The sequence below is a fragment of the Paracoccus sp. BR5-17 genome, assembly GCF_055693925.1.
The window spans coordinates 165,236-184,307 of the sequence record NZ_JBVFUV010000002.1; the positions used below are offsets into that span (position 1 = coordinate 165,236).

General features: G+C 72.2%; 18 protein-coding genes and 1 pseudogene. 11 read left to right on the plus strand and 8 right to left on the minus strand.

All coding sequences use genetic code 11. From position 1 onward, the window contains the following. Positions 1-4 precede the first annotated feature (4 nt). Both ACZ1HC_RS00940 and lhpI read left to right on the plus strand, forming a co-directional pair. Positions 5-1,045: a proline racemase family protein gene (locus ACZ1HC_RS00940; protein ID WP_472698348.1), complete on the plus strand. Its 1,041-nt coding sequence runs from the start codon at positions 5-7 to the stop codon at positions 1,043-1,045. Then, on the plus strand, positions 1,042-2,715 hold the full coding sequence (gene lhpI, locus ACZ1HC_RS00945) for a cis-3-hydroxy-L-proline dehydratase (RefSeq protein WP_472698349.1): 1,674 nt from the start codon (positions 1,042-1,044) through the stop codon (positions 2,713-2,715). The genes ACZ1HC_RS00940 and lhpI overlap by 4 nt, the downstream gene beginning before the upstream one ends. Here the strand turns inward: lhpI and ACZ1HC_RS00950 are convergent. The 5 genes from ACZ1HC_RS00950 to ACZ1HC_RS00970 all read right to left on the minus strand — a co-directional run bounded on the left by ACZ1HC_RS00950 (position 2,712) and on the right by ACZ1HC_RS00970 (position 8,159). After that, positions 2,712-4,424, minus strand: a complete 1,713-nt coding sequence (locus ACZ1HC_RS00950; protein ID WP_472698350.1) for an ABC transporter permease — start codon at positions 4,422-4,424, stop codon at positions 2,712-2,714. The two genes, lhpI and ACZ1HC_RS00950, sit on opposite strands and share 4 nt — an antisense overlap. Continuing rightward, positions 4,408-5,424 (minus strand): Fe(3+) ABC transporter substrate-binding protein, encoded by a 1,017-nt coding sequence (locus ACZ1HC_RS00955; RefSeq protein ID WP_472698352.1) that lies wholly within the window; start codon positions 5,422-5,424, stop codon positions 4,408-4,410. The genes ACZ1HC_RS00950 and ACZ1HC_RS00955 overlap by 17 nt, the downstream gene beginning before the upstream one ends. Before the next feature lie 72 nt (positions 5,425-5,496). Next, on the minus strand, positions 5,497-6,579 hold the full coding sequence (locus tag ACZ1HC_RS00960; protein ID WP_472698353.1) for an ABC transporter ATP-binding protein: 1,083 nt from the start codon (positions 6,577-6,579) through the stop codon (positions 5,497-5,499). A 165-nt stretch (positions 6,580-6,744) separates the two neighbouring features. Next, on the minus strand, positions 6,745-7,491 hold the full coding sequence (locus tag ACZ1HC_RS00965; RefSeq protein WP_472698386.1) for an SDR family oxidoreductase: 747 nt from the start codon (positions 7,489-7,491) through the stop codon (positions 6,745-6,747). A 107-nt stretch (positions 7,492-7,598) separates the two neighbouring features. Next, the gene (locus tag ACZ1HC_RS00970; RefSeq protein ID WP_472698354.1) at positions 7,599-8,159 is read right to left on the minus strand and encodes a cytochrome b; all 561 of its coding nucleotides are present in this window, start codon (positions 8,157-8,159) and stop codon (positions 7,599-7,601) included. A gap of 106 nt (positions 8,160-8,265) precedes the next feature. Between ACZ1HC_RS00970 and ACZ1HC_RS00975 the strand changes: the two genes are divergently transcribed. The 6 genes from ACZ1HC_RS00975 to ACZ1HC_RS01000 all read left to right on the plus strand — a co-directional run bounded on the left by ACZ1HC_RS00975 (position 8,266) and on the right by ACZ1HC_RS01000 (position 14,998). Then, positions 8,266-9,000, plus strand: a complete 735-nt coding sequence (locus ACZ1HC_RS00975; protein ID WP_472698355.1) for a CDP-alcohol phosphatidyltransferase family protein — start codon at positions 8,266-8,268, stop codon at positions 8,998-9,000. Beyond that, the gene (locus ACZ1HC_RS00980) at positions 8,997-10,553 is read left to right on the plus strand and encodes a sulfatase-like hydrolase/transferase (protein ID WP_472698356.1); all 1,557 of its coding nucleotides are present in this window, start codon (positions 8,997-8,999) and stop codon (positions 10,551-10,553) included. Before ACZ1HC_RS00975 ends, ACZ1HC_RS00980 begins: the two co-directional genes overlap by 4 nt. A 100-nt stretch (positions 10,554-10,653) precedes the next feature. Next, positions 10,654-11,643 (plus strand): ABC transporter substrate-binding protein, encoded by a 990-nt coding sequence (locus tag ACZ1HC_RS00985; protein ID WP_472698357.1) that lies wholly within the window; start codon positions 10,654-10,656, stop codon positions 11,641-11,643. Further along, positions 11,636-12,376: an ABC transporter ATP-binding protein gene (locus tag ACZ1HC_RS00990; RefSeq protein ID WP_472698358.1), complete on the plus strand. Its 741-nt coding sequence runs from the start codon at positions 11,636-11,638 to the stop codon at positions 12,374-12,376. The genes ACZ1HC_RS00985 and ACZ1HC_RS00990 overlap by 8 nt, the downstream gene beginning before the upstream one ends. A gap of 37 nt (positions 12,377-12,413) precedes the next feature. Beyond that, the gene (locus ACZ1HC_RS00995; protein WP_472698359.1) at positions 12,414-13,955 is read left to right on the plus strand and encodes an ABC transporter permease; all 1,542 of its coding nucleotides are present in this window, start codon (positions 12,414-12,416) and stop codon (positions 13,953-13,955) included. Beyond that, positions 13,952-14,998, plus strand: a complete 1,047-nt coding sequence (locus ACZ1HC_RS01000; RefSeq protein WP_472698360.1) for a glycosyltransferase family 4 protein — start codon at positions 13,952-13,954, stop codon at positions 14,996-14,998. Before ACZ1HC_RS00995 ends, ACZ1HC_RS01000 begins: the two co-directional genes overlap by 4 nt. Here the strand turns inward: ACZ1HC_RS01000 and ACZ1HC_RS01005 are convergent. The 3 genes and pseudogenes from ACZ1HC_RS01005 to ACZ1HC_RS01015 form a co-directional block, all read right to left on the minus strand. Next, positions 14,995-15,597, minus strand: coding sequence for a phospholipase D-like domain-containing protein (locus ACZ1HC_RS01005; protein WP_472698361.1), 603 nt, complete (start codon positions 15,595-15,597; stop codon positions 14,995-14,997). The two genes, ACZ1HC_RS01000 and ACZ1HC_RS01005, sit on opposite strands and share 4 nt — an antisense overlap. 454 nt (positions 15,598-16,051) lie before the next feature. Next, positions 16,052-16,585, minus strand: a pseudogene (locus ACZ1HC_RS01010) (hypothetical protein); the annotation flags it as partial. Next, positions 16,582-17,253 (minus strand): SOS response-associated peptidase, encoded by a 672-nt coding sequence (locus ACZ1HC_RS01015; RefSeq protein ID WP_472698362.1) that lies wholly within the window; start codon positions 17,251-17,253, stop codon positions 16,582-16,584. The gene ACZ1HC_RS01015 and the pseudogene ACZ1HC_RS01010, both read right to left, overlap by 4 nt. Before the next feature lie 109 nt (positions 17,254-17,362). Here ACZ1HC_RS01015 and ACZ1HC_RS01020 point away from each other — a divergent pair, with 109 nt between their 5' ends. The 3 genes from ACZ1HC_RS01020 (at position 17,363) to ACZ1HC_RS01030 (ending at position 19,055) form a co-directional block, all read left to right on the plus strand. Continuing rightward, positions 17,363-17,779, plus strand: coding sequence for a CopG family transcriptional regulator (locus ACZ1HC_RS01020; protein ID WP_472698363.1), 417 nt, complete (start codon positions 17,363-17,365; stop codon positions 17,777-17,779). A 20-nt stretch (positions 17,780-17,799) separates the two neighbouring features. After that, positions 17,800-18,861: an extracellular catalytic domain type 1 short-chain-length polyhydroxyalkanoate depolymerase gene (locus ACZ1HC_RS01025; RefSeq protein WP_472698364.1), complete on the plus strand. Its 1,062-nt coding sequence runs from the start codon at positions 17,800-17,802 to the stop codon at positions 18,859-18,861. A gap of 65 nt (positions 18,862-18,926) precedes the next feature. Next, complete coding sequence (locus ACZ1HC_RS01030; protein ID WP_472698365.1) at positions 18,927-19,055, plus strand: hypothetical protein; 129 nt, start codon at positions 18,927-18,929, stop codon at positions 19,053-19,055. Positions 19,056-19,072: the final 17 nt, after the last annotated feature.

The following is a 19,072-nucleotide window of genomic DNA, read 5'->3' on the forward strand; positions in this document are numbered from 1 at the left end:
CCCCATGCGCACCAGTCTCTCCATCTCGGTCGTCGGCTGCCATGCCGAGGGCGAGATCGGCGATGTGATCGTCGGCGGCGTGCTGCCCCCGGAAGGCGCCACGATGATGGAACGGATGATCGCGATGGAACGCGACCACGACCACATCCGCCGCCTGCTGATCTGCGAGCCGCGCGGATCGGTCGCGCGCCACGTCAACCTGATCGTGCCGCCGATCACCCCGGGCTGCGCGGCGGGCGCCATCGTCATGGAGCCCACCGAATACGTCCCCATGTCGGGGTCGAACACCATCTGCATCGCGACCGTCCTGCTGGAAACCGGCATGGTGCCGATGGTCGAACCCGTCACCCGCTTCAAGCTGGACATGCCCGGCGGCGTGATCGAGGTCACCGCCGACTGCCAGGGCGGCAAGTGCCGGTCGGTCACCTTCCGCAACGCCCCGGCCTTTGCCGCCGTGCTGGACGGCGCGCTCGAGGTCGAGGGCCACGGGACCATCCCGCTGGACATCGCCTATGGCGGCATGTTCTTCGGCATCGTCGATGCCCAGGCCCTGGGCTTCGGGATCCGCCCCGACGAGGCCCGCGACCTGGCCATCCTGGGCGAGCGGATCCGCAAGGCCGCGCGCGAACAGTTCGACGTGGTCCATCCCGACTTTCCGAACGTGCGGGGCGTGTCCATCGTGCAGTTCGCGATGCCCTTCGGGGGCAGCGGCCAGGTCGCGCGCAACACCTGCATCGTGGCGCCCGGGCGGTCGGACCGCTCGCCCACCGGGACCGGCACCTCGGCGCGGATGGCGGTGCTGCAGGACCGCGGGCTGATGGGGCAGGGGGACGTGCTGATCCACGAATCCATCATCGGCTCGCGCTTCACCGGCAGGATCCTGGAGGTCCGGCAGGACGGCGGGCGGACCAGCATCATCCCGCAGATCACCGGCCGGGCCTGGATCACCGGCCAGCACAGCTATTATCTGGACCCCGAGGATCCCTGGCAGGCAGGATATGTGCTGTCCGACACCTGGGGGGTCACGCCGACGTTGAAGCAATGAGCGCGCTGTCGATCCTGCCGGGCACCGCCCAGGGTCCGGTGATCGCCAGCCACGAGCCGCTGAGCTTCTGGGGCGGCGTCGATCCGGGCACGGGCCGGGTCATCGACGTGCATCATCCGCTGCACGGGCAAGCCATTACCGGCGCGGTGCTGATGATGCCGTCCACGCGCGGATCCTGCACCGGATCGGGGGTGCTGCTGGATCTGGTCCTGTCGGGACGCGGCCCGGCGGCGCTGATCTTTTCGGAACCCGAGGATGTCGTGACCCTGGGCGCGCTGACCGCCTCCGAGATGTTCGGCCACGCCCTGCCGGTCCTGCGCCTGTCCCCCGGCGACTTCACCTCCCTGGCGCGCCAGCCCCATGCCGTCATCGGCGCCGATGCCATCACCGCGGGCGGGCTGCGCCTGGCCGTCGCCCCGCCCGCCACCGCGTCGCTGGCCCTGTCCGGGGACGACCGCGCCATGCTGGCGGGCCGCGACGGCGATGCCGCGACCCTGGCCATGCGCATCGTCTGCGCGATGGCGGCCCAGCAGGGGGCGGCGCGGCTGATCGACGTGACGCAGGCGCATATCGACGGCTGCATCTATGCCAGCCCCGCCAACCTGACCTTCGCGCGCAAGATGCAGTCGCTGGGGGCAAGGGTGCGGGTTCCCACGACGATGAACGCGATCTCGGTCGATCACCGGAACTGGCGCGCGCAGGGCGTGCCGCCCGACTTCGGCGGCCCCGCCCAGCGGCTGGCCGATGCCTATGTCGCGATGGGCTGCCGGGCGACCTTCACCTGTTCGCCCTATCTGCTGGACAGCGCCCCCCGCCTGGGCGAGGCGGTGGCCTGGGCGGAATCGAACGCGGTCATCTTCGCCAACAGCGTGCTGGGCGCGCGGACGGCCAAGCACCCGGATTTCCTGGATCTCTGCATCGCGGTGACCGGTCGGGCCCCGCTGTCGGGCGTCTATCTGGACGACGGGCGCGCGGCGCGGCGCGTCATCGACATCGACCTGCCGGCCGCGCCCGACGATGCCTTCTGGCCGCTGATCGGCTGGCTGGCGGGCCGGCTGTCGCCCGACCGCGTCCCGCTGCTGCGCGGCCTGGCGCCGGCCCGGCCGGACGCCGACGCGCTGAAGGCGCTGTGCGCGGCCTTCGGCACGACCTCGGCCGCGCCGATGCTGCATGTCGAAGGCGTGACGCCCGAGGCCCACCGGCTGGCCGCCGACGCCGACCCGCGCCGGATCGCGCCTGCCGACATGGCCGAAGGCTGGCGGCTTCTGAACGAGGGCCCCGAGGCCATCGACCTGGTCGCCTTGGGCAGTCCCCACGCCTCGGCTTCGGAATGTCGCGCCCTGGCGCGGCGGCTGGCGGGTCGCCGGGTGCGGGTCCCTACCATCGTCACGGCGGGGCGCGACATCATCGACCGGGTGCGGGCCGAAGGCGTGCTGGAGCTGCTGGAGCAGGCGGGGGTTCAGGTGCTGCCCGATCTCTGCTGGTGTTCGATCTCGCGGCCGGTCTTTCCCGAAGGCGCCCGGACGCTGATGACCAATTCGGGGAAATACGCCCATTACGGACCGGGCCTGTCGGGTTGCGCGGTCCGCTTCGGCAGCCTGGACCGCTGCATCGACGCGGCGCTGAGCGGGCGGGCCCCGAAGGACCTGCCCGGCTGGATGGCCTGCTAGGCGCGGTCGGACCGGCCGCGCCCCACGCCCACCCGGGCCAGCAGGATCACCGGCAGGATGCCCACCGCCACGATCGCAAGCGCGGCAATTGCGGCTTCCTCGTAGGTGCCGCGGGCGGCCTCGCCGAACAGGTGCGTGGCCAGGGTTTCGAAGTTCAGCGGCCGCAGCAGCAGCGTGGCCGACAGCTCCTTCATGCAATCGACGAAGACCAGCAGGCCCCCGGCGGCCAGGGCGGCGCGCGTCAGGGGCAGGTGGACGTTGCGCAGCGTGCTGCCGATGCCGTGGCCCAGCGTCCGCGCCGACTGGTCGTAGCTGCGGGGGATGCGCGTCAGCCCGGCCTCGACCGAGCCGATGGATATGGCCAGGAACCGCGCCAGATAGGCATAGCCCAGGGCCAGGCCCGACCCGATCAGCACCAGCCCCGGATCCACGTCCAGCCATTCCCTGGCGGTGCGCCCGATCCAGCGGTCCGCGGCGCCTGCGGCGATCAGGATGCCAAGCGCCAGGATCGTGCCCGGCATCGCATAGCCCAGCGAGGCCGTGCGGTGGATCACCGCCATGCCGCGCTGCGGAAAGACCCGCGCCGCATAGGCGACGGTCAGCCCGCAGGCCACCACCGCGACGCTGGCCGCCGCCGACAGGGCAAAGGTGTTCCAGGCCTCGGCCAGCAGGCGCGACGACACGCCCGCGAACTGGAAGCGCTTCCAGGCCTGCACCGACAGGTAGAGCGCCGGCAGCACGAAGCCCAGCAGCACCGGCAGCAGGCAGACGGCAAGCGCCGCCCAGCGGGCGGGGCCGGCCAGCGGCTGGCGGGCCATCGGCCGGGCGCGCTGCGCGTTGACCGAATAGCGCTGCCTGCGCCGCGCCCAGCGTTCCAGCGAGATCAGCGCCACCACCAGCACCAGCATCGCCAGGGCGATCTGCGCCGCCCCGGCCAGATCCGACCGCGTCACCCAGGTGGTATAGACCGAGATCGTCAGCGACCGCACGCCCAGGAACTCGGACGCGCCGATGTCGTTCAGCGTCTCCATCAGCGCCAGGCTGACGCCGACGGCGATGGCGGGGCGGGCCAGCGGCAGGGCGACGCGGTGGAAGATGCGGCGCCGGGGCGTGCCCAGCGTCTGCGCGACCTCGACCAGGTTGGCGGCCTGGGTCATGAACATCGCCCTGACCGGCAGATAGACATAGGGGTAAAGGACCAGCCCCATCAGCAGGATCGCCCCGGTCATCGACCGGATGTCGGGCAGGCGGAAATCGCGCGGGCTGTCATAGCCCAGGATCGCGCGCAGCGCCGACTGGACCGGGCCCAGCGGATGAAGCATGTCCAGATAGGCATAGGCGACGATGTAGGTGGGTACCGCCAGGGGCAGCAGCAGCGCCCATTCCAGCATCCGCCGGCCGGGAAAGTCGTGCGCCGTCACCAGCCAGGCGACCGAGGTGCCGATCCCCGCCGTCAGCAGCCCCACCCCGGCCATCAGGATCGCCGTCTGCGACAGCGCATGGGGCAGGACATGGCGGCCCAGATGCGTCCACAGCCCCTCGGACCCCTGCGCCGCCTGCCAGGCAAGCGCCAGGACGGGGACCAGGACCAGGACGGCGATCAGCAGGCTTGCGACGACCCAAAGCCCCCCGCGCAGGCGGAGGGCCGGGGCCACGGCCGGGACCGGCGCGTGGCGGCGCGAGGCGCCCTGGTCAGTTGTCGAAGCCAACGCGGTCGACCAGTTCGCTCGCCTCCTGCCGGTTCTTGACGATCTCGGTCAGGGGGACGGGATCCACGGTCAGTTCCCCGAAGGACTCCACGATCGGATCCAGGGCCGCGCCCGGCTTGACCGGGTATTCGTAGTTGGCCTCGGCATAGATCTTCTGCGCCTCGTCGGACACCAGGAACTCCAGCAGTTGCACGGCCTCGTCGCGGTTGGGGGCGTGGCGGGCCACGGCGGCGCCGCTGATGTTCACATGCGTGCCGCCGTCCTCGAAGGTGGGCAGGATCACCTTGATCGCCTCGCCCCATTCCTTCTGCTCGTCACCGCCCCTGCCCGAGCGCATCAGCCCGACGTAGTACGAGTTCGCCACGGCGATGTCGCAGATGCCGCCCAGGATGTCCTTGGCGCCGTCGCGGTCGCCGCCGCCGGCCTGGCGGGCCAGGTTGGCCTTCAGGCCGGTCAGCCATTCCTCGGTCTCGGCCGCGCCGTGATGAGCCATGAAGGCCGAGAAGAGGCCGGTGTTGTAGGGGTGCTGGCCCGAGCGGATGCAGATGCGGCCCTGCCATTCCGGGTCCGCCAGCTCCTCGTAGGTGATGGCGTCCAGATCCAGATCCTTGGCCGCATAGACGACGCGGGCACGCATCGACAGGGCGAACCACTGGTTGCCGGGATCGCGCAGGTTCTCGGGGATCGAGGACGACAGCACCTCGGATTCAACGGGCTGGGTCAGACCCTTGTCCACCAGGTCGGTCAGGTTGCCCACATCCACCGCCATCAGCACGTCGGCGGGCGAGCTTTCCCCCTCGGAGGCGACGCGCTCGGCCAGGCCGTCCTCGAGGAACACCGTGTTCACGGTGATCCCCGTGGCATCGGTGAAGGCCTTCAGCAGCGGCTCGACCAGGCCGGGTTCGCGCGAGGTATAGAGGTTCACCTCCTGGGTCTGGTCCTGGGCCTGGGCCGCGCCTGCCCCGAAGGCGGCAAGAAGGATGGCGGGTGCAAGTTTCATGATGGTCCCTTCCGCATCAGATCGTTCGCGCAAGGGTGTTACACAGCCCGCCGCCGTAGTCTAGTATTTTTCTCAACTATCCGACGACGGCGGTTCCGGCTGCTCGGGGAAGACGTGGATCTGGGCGCCGTTCAGTTGCAGGCTGACCTTTTCGCCGATGGCCATGGGGATGCGGAAATGCGAATGCATCCGCAGCGTCTGGGCCAGGGGATGGACCATGATGTCGATCTGTTCGCTTTCCCCGGTGAAGGTCTTGGCCACCACCCGGGCCGAGATTCCCTGCCCGTCCGGCCCGATCGACAGCGCCTGGGGGCGGATGCAGGCCAGAGCCAGCGATCCGTCGGGCAGGTCGAGGTCGGCGGGGAAGGTGCCGATGGGGGTTTCGATCCGGCCGTGCGACCAGATGCCCGACAGGCGGTTGCAGGGGCCCATGAATTCCGCCGCATAGGGGGAATGGGGGCGGTCATAGATCTCGAACGGGGTGCCGGCCTGCTCGATCCGGCCGTCGCGCATCAGCACGATCAGGTCACCCACCGCAAGCGCCTCCTGGGGGTCGTGGGTGACGATGATCGCGGTGGTGCCGATGCGGCGCAGCGTTTCCACCGTCTCACGGCGGACACGCTCGCGCAGGCCCTGGTCCAGGTTCGAGAACGGCTCGTCCATCAGCAGGATCGCCGGTTCGGGGGCAAGCGCGCGGGCCAGGGCCACGCGCTGCTGTTCGCCCCCCGACAGGGAATTCGGATAGCGGTCCAGCAGATGGGCGATGCCGATGCGGTCGGCCACCCGCGCCACGCGGCCGCGGCGTTCGTCCCGCGGCAGGGCGCGCAGCCCGAAGGCCAGGTTGTCGGCCACGCTCAGATGCGGGAACAGGGCATAGTCCTGGAACATGAAGCCGATCTTGCGGTTCTCGGGCTCGACGAAGACCCCCGGTCCCGTCACCTCGGTCCCGCCGACGCGGATGCGGCCCCCGGGGTCGGGCCGGTCCACCCCCGAGATGATCCGCAGAAGCGTCGATTTGCCGCAGCCCGACTGCCCCAGCAGGCAGGTGATCCGGCCCGGCGGGATCGACAGCGAGATGTCGGACAGCACCGCACGTCCCTCGAAGTGGCGCGAGATGTTCTCAAGCTCGAGCGAGGATGCGGGATTGACGGACATGGCAGGCCTTTCGGTTCCGCCCCCGGCGCCGGCGGCGCGGAACCGGGGGTGGATTGCTGCTTAGCCGGTTGCGGGGCCGGGCTCCAGTCGCCGGGCCATCAGATTTTCCGGCGCGGGCGCGCGTCGGGGACGGCCGGCCGCCGGGCAGCGGGCGGGCCGCCGCCCTCACGGGATCAGCCCCACCCGCCGGCGGACGGCCTCGTCGCGCAGCGAGACCTCGTCGCCCAGGAATTCGTTCCCCTCGGGGCCGCAGAGCCAGACGAGCGCCCGGGCGGGCCATTCGGGCGGGATATGGGCGGACCAGTCCAGCCGGCTGACCGGGTTGACGCCGCTGCGCCGGATGGCCTGCTGCATGTCGGTGGCCACCGTTCCGGGCGACAGGCTGATGGCCCGGATGCCCTGGCCGCGGGATTCGTGGTCCAGGGCGCGGGTCAGCATCCAGGCGCCCGCCTTGCTGGCGCAATAGGCGCTCCAGCCCTCCTGCGGGTTGTGGGCGGCGCCCGATCCCACCGTCAGGATCGTGCCGCCGCCCTGCGCGCGCATCACCGGAAGCGCCGCGCGCATTCCGTGGAAGACGCCCTTCAGGTTCACGTCGATCGCCTGGCCCCAGGCGTCGGGATCGGCCTCGGCGATGGCCGCGATGGGGCCGATCAGGCCGGCGTTGTTCACCAGCACGTCCAGCCGCCCCGCCTGCCCGGCCAGCGTTGCGACCGCGCGTTCCATGTCGCCGGCCCGCGCCACGTCGCCGGGCAGCGCAAGGCCGCCGATCTCGGCGGCAAGCGCCTGGGCCGCGGCGGCGTCGCGGGCCATCACGCCCACGCGGGCGCCGGCCCCGGCAAAGGCGCGCGCCGCCGCCGCGCCGATGCCCCGGCTGGCGCCGGTGACCAGAACCACCTTGCCGTGAAGGTCGATCATCCCATCCTCCTTGCGAATGAGCGGCGGGCCGGGGCCGCGCCGCAGGGCTGGGGATGTTAGATCAGCTTGACCGCACCGATGTCCAGCGGCGGCGGGCGGTCAGGTCAGGTCCGGTCGCGCGGTCCGGCGGGGGGCCACATGCGCCACCAGACGCCGTCGCGGCGGATCAGCGCGTGCTGGACCGCCGCAGCGACATGGACGGCCAGCACCGCGATCAGGGTGAAGGCGCCGATGGCGTGGACGGTCTGCGCGGCCTCGGCCACGCGGTCGGATCGGGCAAGCCAGGGCCCCGCGCCCAGGCGGTCCAGAAGCTCGACCGGGAAGCCGCCGGCGCGGACCCGCACGAAGCCGCTGAGCGGCATCACCACCAGCAGCGCGTAAAGCAGCCCGTGCGACAGCCGCGCCGCGGCGCGCTGCCAGGCGGGGACCACGCGCGGCAGCGGCGGGGGCCGGTGCGTCAGGCGATAGAGGATCCGCGCGACGATCACCGGCACCAGCAGCACCCCGGTGTTCTTGTGGAACAGGAACAGCGCGTCCTGCAGCGACCGGGGGATCCCCTCGCGCACCATGACAAGGCCCGCCGGGATCATCAGCAGCACCGCCGCCGCCACGATCCAGTGCAGCCATCGGGCGGGCGGGCGATAGCCGGGCAGGGGGTCGGGCATGGCGCGGCTCCTTCGTGGGGCGAAGGCTAGCAGAAAAGGCCCGCGCCGCGAAGCCTTCCGGCAACGAGGCGCTTGACGGATCGCGCCCCCGGCCTAGGCTTCCGGGATGCGCGACGCGGAACCCTTGGGGCTGACAGGACGGTGGCGGCAGGGCGCCGGGGCGATCCGGGCGCAGGTGGCCGGCGCCGCCCTGGGGATCGTCGCCATCATCGCCGCGCTGACGGCGTTCCTGCCGGCGACGCCGCAGGGTCTTCTGGTCGCGGTGTCGGCCTTCCTGCTGGTCGGCGCGGCCGTCGCGGGCCTGATGCGGCGGACCTATCCGCACGACCGCATCGGCGGCTGCAACGCCGTGACGCTGCTGCGGGCTGGGCTTGTCTGCGCGCTGCTGATGCCGCTTGCGGCGGGCCAGCCCGCGGGCTGGGCGGTGGCCGTCGTGGCGGGCCTGGGGCTTTCGCTGGACGGGCTGGACGGGTTTCTGGCCCGGCGCAGCGGCCTGGTGTCGCGCTTCGGCGCGCGCTTCGACATGGAGGTGGACGCGGCCCAGGCGCTGATCCTGGCGCTGCACGTCATCGCCCGATCCCCGGTCGGCCCCGAGGTCCTGGTGCTGGGCCTGGCGCGCTATGGCTTCGTGCTGGCCGGGCTGGTCCTGCCCTGGCTGACGGCCGGGCTGCCGGAACGGCGGTGGCGGAAGGCCGTCTGCGTGATCCAGATCGCCACGCTGATCGTGGTGCAGACGCCGCTGCTTTCCCCCGGCCAGGCGATCGTGCTGACCCGGATCGCCGCCCTGCTGCTGATCGCCTCCTTCGCGGTCGACATCCGCTGGCTGTGGAGCCGCCGGTGACCGCCCTGCGCCTGCTGGGCGCCGCCCTGGTGATCCACCTGCTGCTGGTCCTGCCGCCCGCGCCCATGCCCGCGCCCCAGGCGCTGCTTCGCCTTGCCCCGGAACTGCCGCTGATCCTTCTGGCCCTGGCCTTGCTGGGCCGCAGGGCGCGCGGCGCGGCGATGCTGGTCCTGGTGCTGCTGGGGGTGCAGAAGATCGCCGATCTGGCCATGACCTCGGCCCTGGGGCGGCCGTTCAACCCGCTGACGGACATGACCCTGATCGGGTCGGGCCTCGAGATCCTGGCCCAGGCGGCCGGCGGCTGGCGGCTTCTGGGCCTGTCGCTGGCCGCGGCGGCGGGCGCCCTGGCGGTGGGCGCGGCGCTGTGGTGGGCGACGGGCGTCTGGGCCGGGCAGGGCCGCAGCCCGCGTCTGCGGCTGGTCCTGGCTGTGGCGGCGCTGCTGGTGCCGGCCGCAGTCTGGCTGGGGCAGGGGGGACCCGATCGGGCGTGGCCCGGGCAGGCGTGGGTGTCGCGGGCATGGACGGGCAACGGCCCCTATGCCGTCGCCCGGCTGCGGATGATGGCCCGGACCGCGCAGGATCTGCGGCGGATCGGCCAGCTTGCGGCCCGGGATCCGCTGGCGGATGCCCCGGGGCTGCTGTCCCGGATCGACCGCGACGTTCTGGTGATCTTCGTCGAAAGCTACGGCCGGGCCAGCTTCGACGCGCCCTTTCACGCGCAACGGCATCTGCCGACCCTGCGCCGCGCCGAATCGCGGCTGGCGGGGGCGGGTCTGGCGATGCGGTCGGGCTTTCTGACCGCGCCGACTCAGGGTGGGCAAAGCTGGCTGTCCCATGCGACCTTCGCCAACGGCCTGTGGGTGGCCGACCAGACCAGCCACGCCGCCGTCATCGCCAGCGGGCGCCAGGGGCTGTTCCATCACGCCCGGCGGCTGGGCTTTCGCACCGCGGCCGTCATGCCCGCCATCACCCGCCCCTGGCCCGAGGCCGCGCGCATGGGCTTCGACCGGGTTCTGGCAGCGGCCGACCTGGGCTATCGCGGGCGGCCCTTCAACTGGGTGACGATGCCCGACCAGTTCACGCTGGCCGCCCTGGACCGGTTGCTTCGGGACGGCGCGGGATCCGCGCCCTTGTTCGCGCAGGTGGCGCTGATCTCGTCGCACGCGCCCTGGGTGCCGGTGCCGCGCCTGCTGGCCTGGGACCGGCTGGGCGATGGCCGGGTCTTCGACGCGATGGCCGCGGCGGGCGATCCGCCCGAGGTCGTCTGGCGCGACCGCGACCGGGTCCGCGCCGCCTACCGCGAGGCGGTGGACTACAGCCTGGCGACGGTCGTGGATTACGCCCTTCTGCACGCCGCCGACCCGCCGCTGATGATCGTGCTGGGCGATCACCAGCCCGCGCCCTGGGTGGCGGGAACGGGCGGCGCCGACGTGCCCATCCACCTGATCGGCCCGCCGCATCTGGTGGACCGCGCCGCCGCCTGGGGCTTCGCCCCCGGCTTGGTGCCGCCCCGGGCGCCGCCGCGCTGCCGATGGACAGGATGCGCGACCTGATCCTGCGCGGCTTCGGCGGCGGTCCGCCGCAGGCATGAGGGCCTTGCCTGCCCCCGCCCCCGCGTCCCATGATGGTCCTGTCTTTCATCGGAGAAGTGCCATGACCCCCTTTCCTCTGACGCGGCGCGGCCTGATCGGGGCAGGGGGCGCGGCCCTGGCCCTGGGGGGGCTGGCGCGGCCCGCGGCGGCACAGGCGACGCCGGTGAGCCTGCAGCTGTCCTGGCTGCATTCGGTGCAGTTCGCGGGCAGCTATATCGCCCAGCGGAACGGCTGGTGGCGCGAGGCGGGGCTGGCGGTGACGTTGCTGCAGGGCGGCCCCAACGCGCCGGTCGAGCCTCCGGTCGTGGCGGGGACGGCGCTGATCGGGATCTCGGCCGCGGATTATGCGGCGGCGGCGGTGGCCCAGGGCGCGCCCTTCAGGATCATCGGCGTGGCGATGCAGAAGAACCCCTTCGTCATCGCCTCGCTGCCCGAAAACCCGGTGCGCTCGCCCGCCGATCTGGCGGGCCGGCGGATCGGCATGGCCGTTGCCAACACGCCGGTGCTGCAGGCGCTCTGCACGCTGAACGACGTGGACATCGCGGCGGTGCGGATCGTGCCCACCCAGTATTCCGCCCAGCCGTTGCTGGCCGGCGAGGTCGATTGCCTGCTGTGCTGGGAAACCGATCTGCCCGTGGCGATGCAGATGCAGGGGGTGCAGGCCGAAACCATGCTGCTGGCCGATCACGGCTATGTCCTTCATTCCCAGACCTACATCGCCACCACCGACAGCCTGGCCAGCCGCCGGGCCGAACTGCGCGCCCTGCTGGCGGGCGAGGTGCGCGGCTGGGAGGCCTACCGCGCCGACACCGACGCCGCCGCCCGCCTGACGGTCGAGATGTTCCCCGACGCGGGACTGGATCTGGAAACCCAGCGGCTTCAGGCCCGCCGGCAGGTGCCGCTGATGTTCTCGGATCTGACCGAGGCCAACGGCTTCGGCTGGTGGACCGAGGAATCGGTGGCGCGCAACATCGAGACGCTGGCGCTTCTGGGCAGGACCGTCACCCCGGATCTGTGGGATCGTTCGGTCCTTGAAGACATTCATGGCTGAGATCGTCTGCAACGGCCTTACCAAGCTGTTCGCGGGCGGCCTGAGCGCCCTGGACCGCATCGACCTGAGGCTGGCCGCCGGCCGCACCACCGCGCTGCTGGGGCCTTCGGGCTGCGGCAAGTCCACCCTTCTGCGCCTGATCGCCGGGCTGGAGGAGCCGACGACCGGCGCGGTCCTGATCGACGGCCGCCCGCCCGAGGCCCTGTGCCGGCAGGGCGGGCTGTCCATCGCCTTCCAGGATCCCTGCCTGCTGCCCTGGCTGACCGTCAGGCGCAACGTGGCCCTGGGCCGCAGGCTGGCGCGGCAGGCGCCCGATGCGCAGGCGGTGGACCGGATGATCCACCTCGTGGGCCTGGGCGGGTTCCAGAACGCCCGCCCCGCCGCCCTGTCGGGCGGGATGCGGCAGCGCGCCGCCATCGCCCGCGCCCTGGTCACCGCCCCCCGCGTGCTGCTGCTGGACGAACCCTTCGGCGCGCTTGACGCCCTGACCCGGCGCCAGCTGGCCCAGGACCTGCCGCCCCTGTGGCGGCGGCAGCGCGCCACGACGCTGCTGGTCACCCATTCCGTGGACGAGGCCGTGATGCTGGCCGACCGCATCCTGGTCCTGTCGCCCCGCCCGGCGCGCGTCGTCGCCGACCTGGAAGTGGCGCTGCCCGCCTCGTCCGATCCCGCGTCGCGCGATCCCGAATCCCCGCCTTCCGTGGCCTGGCGGCCAGGGTCCTGGCCCTGCTGATGCGCAGTGGCGAACAGGCGCAAGCCGTGGCGGCGCAATGACCGCCCGCGCCCGCTGGACCGGGCTGGCGGTGTTTCTGGCGCTGTGGCAGGGGCTGGCGCTGTCGGCGGGGGGCTGGCTGCTGGCCGGGCCGGCCGAGGTCGCGGCCTGGCTTGCCGCCCATCCCGGCCTGACCGCGCGGGCGACCGGGGTGACGCTGGCCAATGCCGCCTGGGGCTTCGCGCTTGGCAACCTGGCCGCGATCCTGCTGGCGGCGGTCCCGGCGCTGTGGCCCCGGACGCTGACCCTGGTGGCGGGCCTTGCGCTTGTGGTGTTCTGCCTGCCGCTGATCGCCACGGGGCCGATCCTGCGGGTGCTGATGGGGCCGGGAAACGGCCCGCAGATCGTGCTGGCGGCGCTTGCCGTCTATTACACCACGCTGATCCCGCTGCTGGCGGGGCTGCGGGCGATGCCTTCGGCCTGGCTGGATCTGGTCCGCAGCTATGGCCGCGGGCGGTGGGCCGAGCTGGTGCATCTGCGCGCGCGGGCGTCGCTGCCCTATCTGCTGGCGGGGCTGCGGATCGCCGCGCCCGCTGCCGTCCTGGGCGCCATGGTGGGCGAGTTCACCGGGGCCGAGCGCGGCCTGGGCGTGCTGACGATCCGCTTCACCCGCGATCTTGACGTGCCGGCGCTGTGGTCGGTGGCGGCGGTGGCGGCGGGGCTGGCGATCGCGGTCCATGCGGCGGTGGGCTGGCTGGGCCGGCGCCTGCTGCCCGACGCGCCGCCGGTCATCCTGGCGCCGCCGCGCCTGCTGCGCGGATCGCCCGCCCGCCGGATCGCCGCGGCGCTGCTGCTGGTCGCGGCGGTGCTGGCGCTGTGGTGGGCGGCGGTGGCCGGGCTGGGGCTGAACCCCTTCTTCGCCAAGCGCCCCGCCGATGTCGCCGCGGCGCTGATCTGGGCCCCGGATGCCGCCCTGACGCGGTCGCGGCTGCTGGCGGCGATGGGTCAGACCCTGGCGCTTGCGGTGCCGGGATACCTGGCCGGGCTGGCGCTTGGGGCGGGGCTGGCGATCCTGCTGGCGCTGCGGCCGGGCCTGTCGGCGCTGATGACGCCCCTGGCAGTGTCGCTGCGGTCGATCCCCATCGTGACCACGGCGCCGCTGATCGTGCTGCTGCTGGGCCGCGGCGCGGCGGGGACCGTCACGCTGGTCGCGCTGATGGTGTTCTTCCCGACCTTCGCCGCCTGCCAGCAGGGGCTGCGGCAGGCGCCCGGGCCGATCCTCGATCTGTTTCGCAGCTATCGCGCCGGGCGGCTGCGCCAGGCCTGGCATGTTCGCATCCCGGCGATGCTGCCGGCGCTGTTCGCCTCGGCCCGGATGGGGGTGCCCGCGGCGATCCTGGCCGCCACCGTGGTCGAATGGCTGGCGACCGGGCGGGGCCTGGGCAACCTGATGGCGCTGTCCGCCTCGGTATCGGATTATGCGATGCTGTGGCTGACGATGGTGGCGGTCACCGGGATGTCGGCGCTGCTCTATGGCGCGGTGGCGGGGGCCGAGACGCGGGTGCTGGCGGTGATGGCGCCCGAACAGGTGCGCGCGTGAAGCCGCCGCTGGCCTTCGCCATCCCCGGGGACATCGCCACGCTGACCGGCGGCTATGTCTATGAACGCCGCCTGCTGGAGGGGCTGCGCAAGGCCGGTCACGCGGTGCAGCACCTGCAGCTTCCGGCCGGCTTTCCCGACCCCTCGCCCGCCGAGATGGCCGAGGCCGTCGCCGCCCTGGCCGCGGTCGCGCCGGACCGGCCGCTGATCCTGGACGGGCTGGTGTTCGGGTCCATCGACACGGCCGGCCTGGCGCGGGTCCGCGCGCCGCTGGTGGGGATGATCCATCACCCCCTGGCCTTGGAAACCGGCCTGTCCCCGGACCGCCAGGACCACCTGCTGCGCACCGAACGCGACAACCTGCGCCTGGCCCGGCATGTGCTGGTGCCCAGCCCGCACACCCGCCGCATCCTGGTGGACCGCTATGGCGCCCACCCCGGCGCCATCACGGTCCTGCGCCCGGGCGTGGACCGGCCGCGCCTGGCGCCGGCGCCCGATGCGGTGCCGCTGATCCTGTCGGTGGGCATCCTGCACCCGCGCAAGGGCCACGACATCCTGCTGCGGGCGCTGTCGCGGCTGGCGGATCTGGACTGGCGGGCGGTGATCGTCGGCAACCCCTGGGACGCGGCCCATGCGGCGTCGCTGGCGCGCGACTGCGCGGCAAGCCCGGTGTCGGACCGGATCAGGCTGGCGGGCCGGGTCCCGGCCGCAGAACTCGAGGCGCTGTATGCCCGCGCCTCGGTCTTTGCGCTTGCGACCTGGTACGAGGGGCACGGGATCGTCTTCGACGAGGCCCTGGTACGCGGCCTGCCCATCGTCAGCTGCGACGCGGGCGCGGTGCCCGACACCGTGCCGCAGGACGCGGGGCTGCTGGTGCCCCCGGGCGATCCGGCGGCCTTCGCCGATGCGCTGCGGCGGCTGCTGGTCGATCCGGCGCAGCGGCAGGCCCTGGCGCGGGCCGCGCGGGCGGCGGGCGAACGGTTGCCCGCCTGGCAGGACATGGCCCGTCGCGCCAGCCTGGTCCTGTCGCGCCTTGCACCCTAGCGCCGCAGCCGCCGCCAGGCCCAGAGCCCGCCGCCCAGAACCGCCGCCCCCGTCACCAGGTGGCGGGAGGTGATGCCGGTGCGGGCCTGGGCGCTGCGGCGATAGCGGGGATCGAAGAACCGCGTGTTGGCCAGCAGGCTGCCCAGCCAGTTCTCGCGCCGCAGGGGCAGGGGGCGCAGGCTGCGCCCGTCCGCACCGCCCAGCTCGTCAAGCGCGGCGATCAGGCTGCCGCGACGGGTCACAACCTCGGTGACGCGGGACGGCTCCAGCCCCAGATGCTCGGCCAGCAGTTCGTCGCGAAAGCCGCGGATCAGGTCGCGCGTCGCGGCGTCGGCGGCCTTGATGGCCACGTCGCATTCGGTGTCGAAGCCCATCGAGCGGCGGTCGATGTTGCTGGAGCCGATGCGCAGGAACAGGTCGTCCACGATCATGATCTTGGCATGGACATAGATCGGCTGGCCGCTTTCGGTGACCGGATACAGGATGCGGAACCGGCCATGGGGATCGTGTTCGCGCAGATGGCGGACCATCCGGCTGCGGGTGACGTGCATGGCCTGATCCTCGAGAGCGCCCTGCGCGGCGAAGGGGTTGATGACCACAACCTCGGGGCCGTCGGGTTCCGAAAGCCTGCGGCGGATGGCGCGGGTGATGCTGCCCGCGCAGAAATACTGCGATCTCGATATAGATGCAGTCGCGCGCCGCGCGGATCGCGTCCAGATACAGATTCTCGATCTCGTGGATGCCGCGCCGTCCGGCGGCGGGCGGAACCGTGCGGGCGATGGCCACCTCGACATCGCGGAAGGCGGGCTCGATGCTGTCGGGCCAGAAGTCGCCGCCGGGCCGGAAGTCCTCCTCCACCTCGGCGTCGTGGGCGCGGGCCCAGCGGGCGCGGGCCAGTTCCGACAGCGCCGCCGCCGCCGCCCCCGACATGACGGTGGAGGCGTCGTGCCAGGGCTGCGCCTCGGCGCCGTTCTTGAGATGGCGCAGCGGGTTGTCGTCCAGGTGGTGGCGGTCGTCCCAGCGGCCGTCGGTCACATCGATGCCGCCGCAGAAGGCCAGGCTGTCGTCGATCACCACGATCTTCTGGTGATGGCAGGCGCCGATCGGGTGGCGGCCGTCGAAGGCCAGGTGGATCTGGTCGGGCGACATCAGCTTGACGGCAAGCGCGGGCAGGATGCCGCCCGGGGCGATCAGCGCGCCCCCGCTCCATTTCAGCAGGTAGATGTCCAGCTCCTCGCGGCGCTCGACGATGGCTTCCAGAAACGGGCCGACCTTGTTGGGAAAGCCGTCCGGCGCCAGCCCCTCCGGGTCGCTCTCGCCGGGCAGCATCTCGATCTCGAAGTCGAAGTCCCAGCCGATCATCATGACCATGCGCCGGGCCTTCAGCAACGCCTCGCGCAGGGCGCGGAAATAGGCCTGCCCGTCGATGATGACGGCCAGCCTGTCGGCTGTCTCGACGCGCCAGCAGTTCCGCCCCGGCTTGAATTCGATCATGACCTGTTGTCCCCGTTTACCTGACGTCCCTTCGGCGAAGGAACGCGGAGGGGAAATGGCCGCAGGCTTGCCCGGGTTCCGTGGCGCCCTCATGCCGCGCCGTCCGACAGGAGGCCGACCCCCTCGCGGGCGATGCGCATCCGCTCGGCGGGATAGGGCCGCAGCAGCACCCGCGCCTCGGCCGGGCTGCCCGTCAGCCACTGGTCGTAGTCCTGCGGGTCCAGGATCACCGGCATCCGCGTGGGATGGACCGGCCTGACGATGTCGTTGGCGGTGGTGGTGATCATCGTGTGGGTCAGCCAGCCGCCGGCCTCGCCCGCCACGCCGGGCTGGCCTGCCCGCCACAGGCCGGCGAAGGCGAAGGGCGGCCGGTCCTCATCGCCCTTCAGCGCGAACCAGACATCGGTCGCCGGGCTGCGGCCCCTGGCCTCGCGGAAGCTGGTGGCGGGGATCAGGCAGCGCCGGTTCAGGAAGCTGTCCTTCCACAGCCCGGTCGTGATCCTGTCGTCGCGGGCGTTGTTCCAGGCCGCCGGCGCGATCGGTTTGCCGGTCTTCTTCGACACCGCAGGCGTCAGAAAGCCCCAATGCGCGCTGACCAGTTCGCGCCCGCCCTCGGCCGTCAGGCGCAGGATGGGCGCCTCGTATTTCGGCCAGACGGCGGGCCATTCCCCGGCGTTGCCCAGCCGGTCGGCCTCGGGCGCGATATCGAAGATCCGCCGCATCTCGTGCTGGCTGAGCCGGTTGGAATACAGATTGCACATGGCGTCCCCCTGTCGCGGCCATCCTGCCCGCGCCGGATCTTTCCCGCGATCGGACTTGTGCTGAACGTTGATACCATCCATATACCATCCATGCGGATGGAGAATCATCATGGCCGAGATCAGATCGCTGCGCGACAGGCTGCCCGACACCGAAAAGATCACCATCAACCTGGGCTATGTGGACCTGGGCCGGATCGACCTGCTGGTGCTGGAGGGGTTCTATTCGAACCGCAGCGACTTCATCCGCACCGCCATCCGCAGCCAGCTTGACAGCCACCGCGACACGCTCAGCAAGTCGCTGGAGCGGCACACGATGGAGCTGGGCCTGCGCGACTATTCCCGCGCCGAGCTTGAGGCCCTGCGCGACAGGGGCGAGGTGCTGCACGTCAAGGTGGTGGGGCTTGCGCGCTTCGCCCCGGACGTGACGCCTGACCTGGTGCGCGCCACCATCGGCTCGATCTCGGTCCTGGGGGCGCTTCAGGCGGCGCCCGAGGTGAAGGCCGCCCTGGCGGACCGCCTTTCATGACATTTCAAGGACCATACAAGATGAAGACATTGAACCTGGGCGCCATGCGCCGGGCGATCGAAGGCCTGCGCCTTGACGGGGCGGGGCTTGCGGGTGCCAACGCGCTTGTCGAACGCACCCTGGCGCAGCACGGGCTGGCCATGCCGGGGCAGACCGGCCCCGCGCCCTCCGCCGCGCCGCGCGCCCGGCCCCAGGACCGCGCGATCCCGCAGGGCGCCAGCTTTACGACCGACCGCTTCACCTGCCCGGCCGGCAGCCGCGAGATGATGGTCTATGTTCCGGCCTCGGCCGCGCGGGGGGCCGAGGGGCTGGTGCTGATGCTGCACGGCTGCACCCAGACGCACGAGGATTTCGCCCGCGGCACCGGCATGAACGAGCTTGCCGAACGCCACCGCCTGATCGTGGTCTATCCCCAGCAGTCGCGGGGCGAGAACGCCCAGTCCTGCTGGAACTGGTTCAGCCCCGGCGATCAGCGCCCGGGCCGGGGCGAGCCCGAGATCCTGGCGCAGATGGCCAGCACCCAGGCGGTGCTTCACCGCGTGCCCCCCGACCGCATCTTCGCGGCCGGCCTGTCGGCGGGCGCGGCGATGGCGGTGATCCTGGGGCAGACGCATCCGACGGTCTTTGCGGCCATCGGCGCCCATTCGGGCCTTCCCTTCGCCGCCGCCCGTGACGTGCCCGACGCCTTCGCGGCGATGAACGGCACCGGCCCGGAGGATGCCGCCCGGCGTCGCGCCGCGCGGCCGACGCCGACGATCATCTTCCATGGCAGCGCCGACCGCACGGTTCATCCCAAGAACGGCAGCCGCATCGCCGCCGACACGCTGGCCGCCGGCCCCGAGCAGACGATGGTCGAACAGGCCGGCGCCACCACCGGCGGGCGCGGCCACCGGCGCGACATCACCTCGACGCTGGACGGGCAGGTGCTTGTCGATCACTGGACCATCGAGGGGCTGGGCCACGCCTGGTCGGGCGGGCGGCCCGGCGGGTCCTACACCGACCCCGCCGGCCCCGATGCAAGCGCCGAGATGGTGCGGTTCTTCCTGGCGCAGCCGCGCAACGGCGCCCCGGCGCGGAACTGACGGGTGGAACCCGAAGGCGGGCGGCGGGTGTTGAGCCTTCGAAACCTGACGCAAGGATCGTTGCCATGCCCGTTTTCAGCTTTGCCCCCAACCCGTTGCAGTGGACCGTCGGGGTCTTTTCCGACGCCGACGACCGGGGAAACGTGACCGCCCGCCGCTATTGCTTCGGCCCCTATGTGCTGACCTGGCACTGACGGGGACCGTCCGGCCC

What these genes read in the sequence shown, in the direction of transcription:
- ACZ1HC_RS00940 (WP_472698348.1), top strand. Translation starts at nt 5, where the DNA reads ATGCGCACCAGTCTCTCCATCTCGGTCGTCGGCTGCCATGCCGAGGGC.
- lhpI (WP_472698349.1), top strand. Translation starts at nt 1,042, where the DNA reads ATGAGCGCGCTGTCGATCCTGCCGGGCACCGCCCAGGGTCCGGTGATC.
- ACZ1HC_RS00955 (WP_472698352.1), bottom strand. Translation starts at nt 5,424, where the DNA reads ATGAAACTTGCACCCGCCATCCTTCTTGCCGCCTTCGGGGCAGGCGCG.
- ACZ1HC_RS00960 (WP_472698353.1), bottom strand. Translation starts at nt 6,579, where the DNA reads ATGTCCGTCAATCCCGCATCCTCGCTCGAGCTTGAGAACATCTCGCGC.
- ACZ1HC_RS00970 (WP_472698354.1), bottom strand. Translation starts at nt 8,159, where the DNA reads ATGCCCGACCCCCTGCCCGGCTATCGCCCGCCCGCCCGATGGCTGCAC.
- ACZ1HC_RS00975 (WP_472698355.1), top strand. Translation starts at nt 8,266, where the DNA reads ATGCGCGACGCGGAACCCTTGGGGCTGACAGGACGGTGGCGGCAGGGC.
- ACZ1HC_RS00985 (WP_472698357.1), top strand. Translation starts at nt 10,654, where the DNA reads ATGACCCCCTTTCCTCTGACGCGGCGCGGCCTGATCGGGGCAGGGGGC.
- ACZ1HC_RS00990 (WP_472698358.1), top strand. Translation starts at nt 11,636, where the DNA reads ATGGCTGAGATCGTCTGCAACGGCCTTACCAAGCTGTTCGCGGGCGGC.
- ACZ1HC_RS00995 (WP_472698359.1), top strand. Translation starts at nt 12,414, where the DNA reads ATGACCGCCCGCGCCCGCTGGACCGGGCTGGCGGTGTTTCTGGCGCTG.
- ACZ1HC_RS01015 (WP_472698362.1), bottom strand. Translation starts at nt 17,253, where the DNA reads ATGTGCAATCTGTATTCCAACCGGCTCAGCCAGCACGAGATGCGGCGG.
- ACZ1HC_RS01020 (WP_472698363.1), top strand. Translation starts at nt 17,363, where the DNA reads ATGGCCGAGATCAGATCGCTGCGCGACAGGCTGCCCGACACCGAAAAG.
- ACZ1HC_RS01025 (WP_472698364.1), top strand. Translation starts at nt 17,800, where the DNA reads ATGAAGACATTGAACCTGGGCGCCATGCGCCGGGCGATCGAAGGCCTG.
- ACZ1HC_RS01030 (WP_472698365.1), top strand. Translation starts at nt 18,927, where the DNA reads ATGCCCGTTTTCAGCTTTGCCCCCAACCCGTTGCAGTGGACCGTCGGG.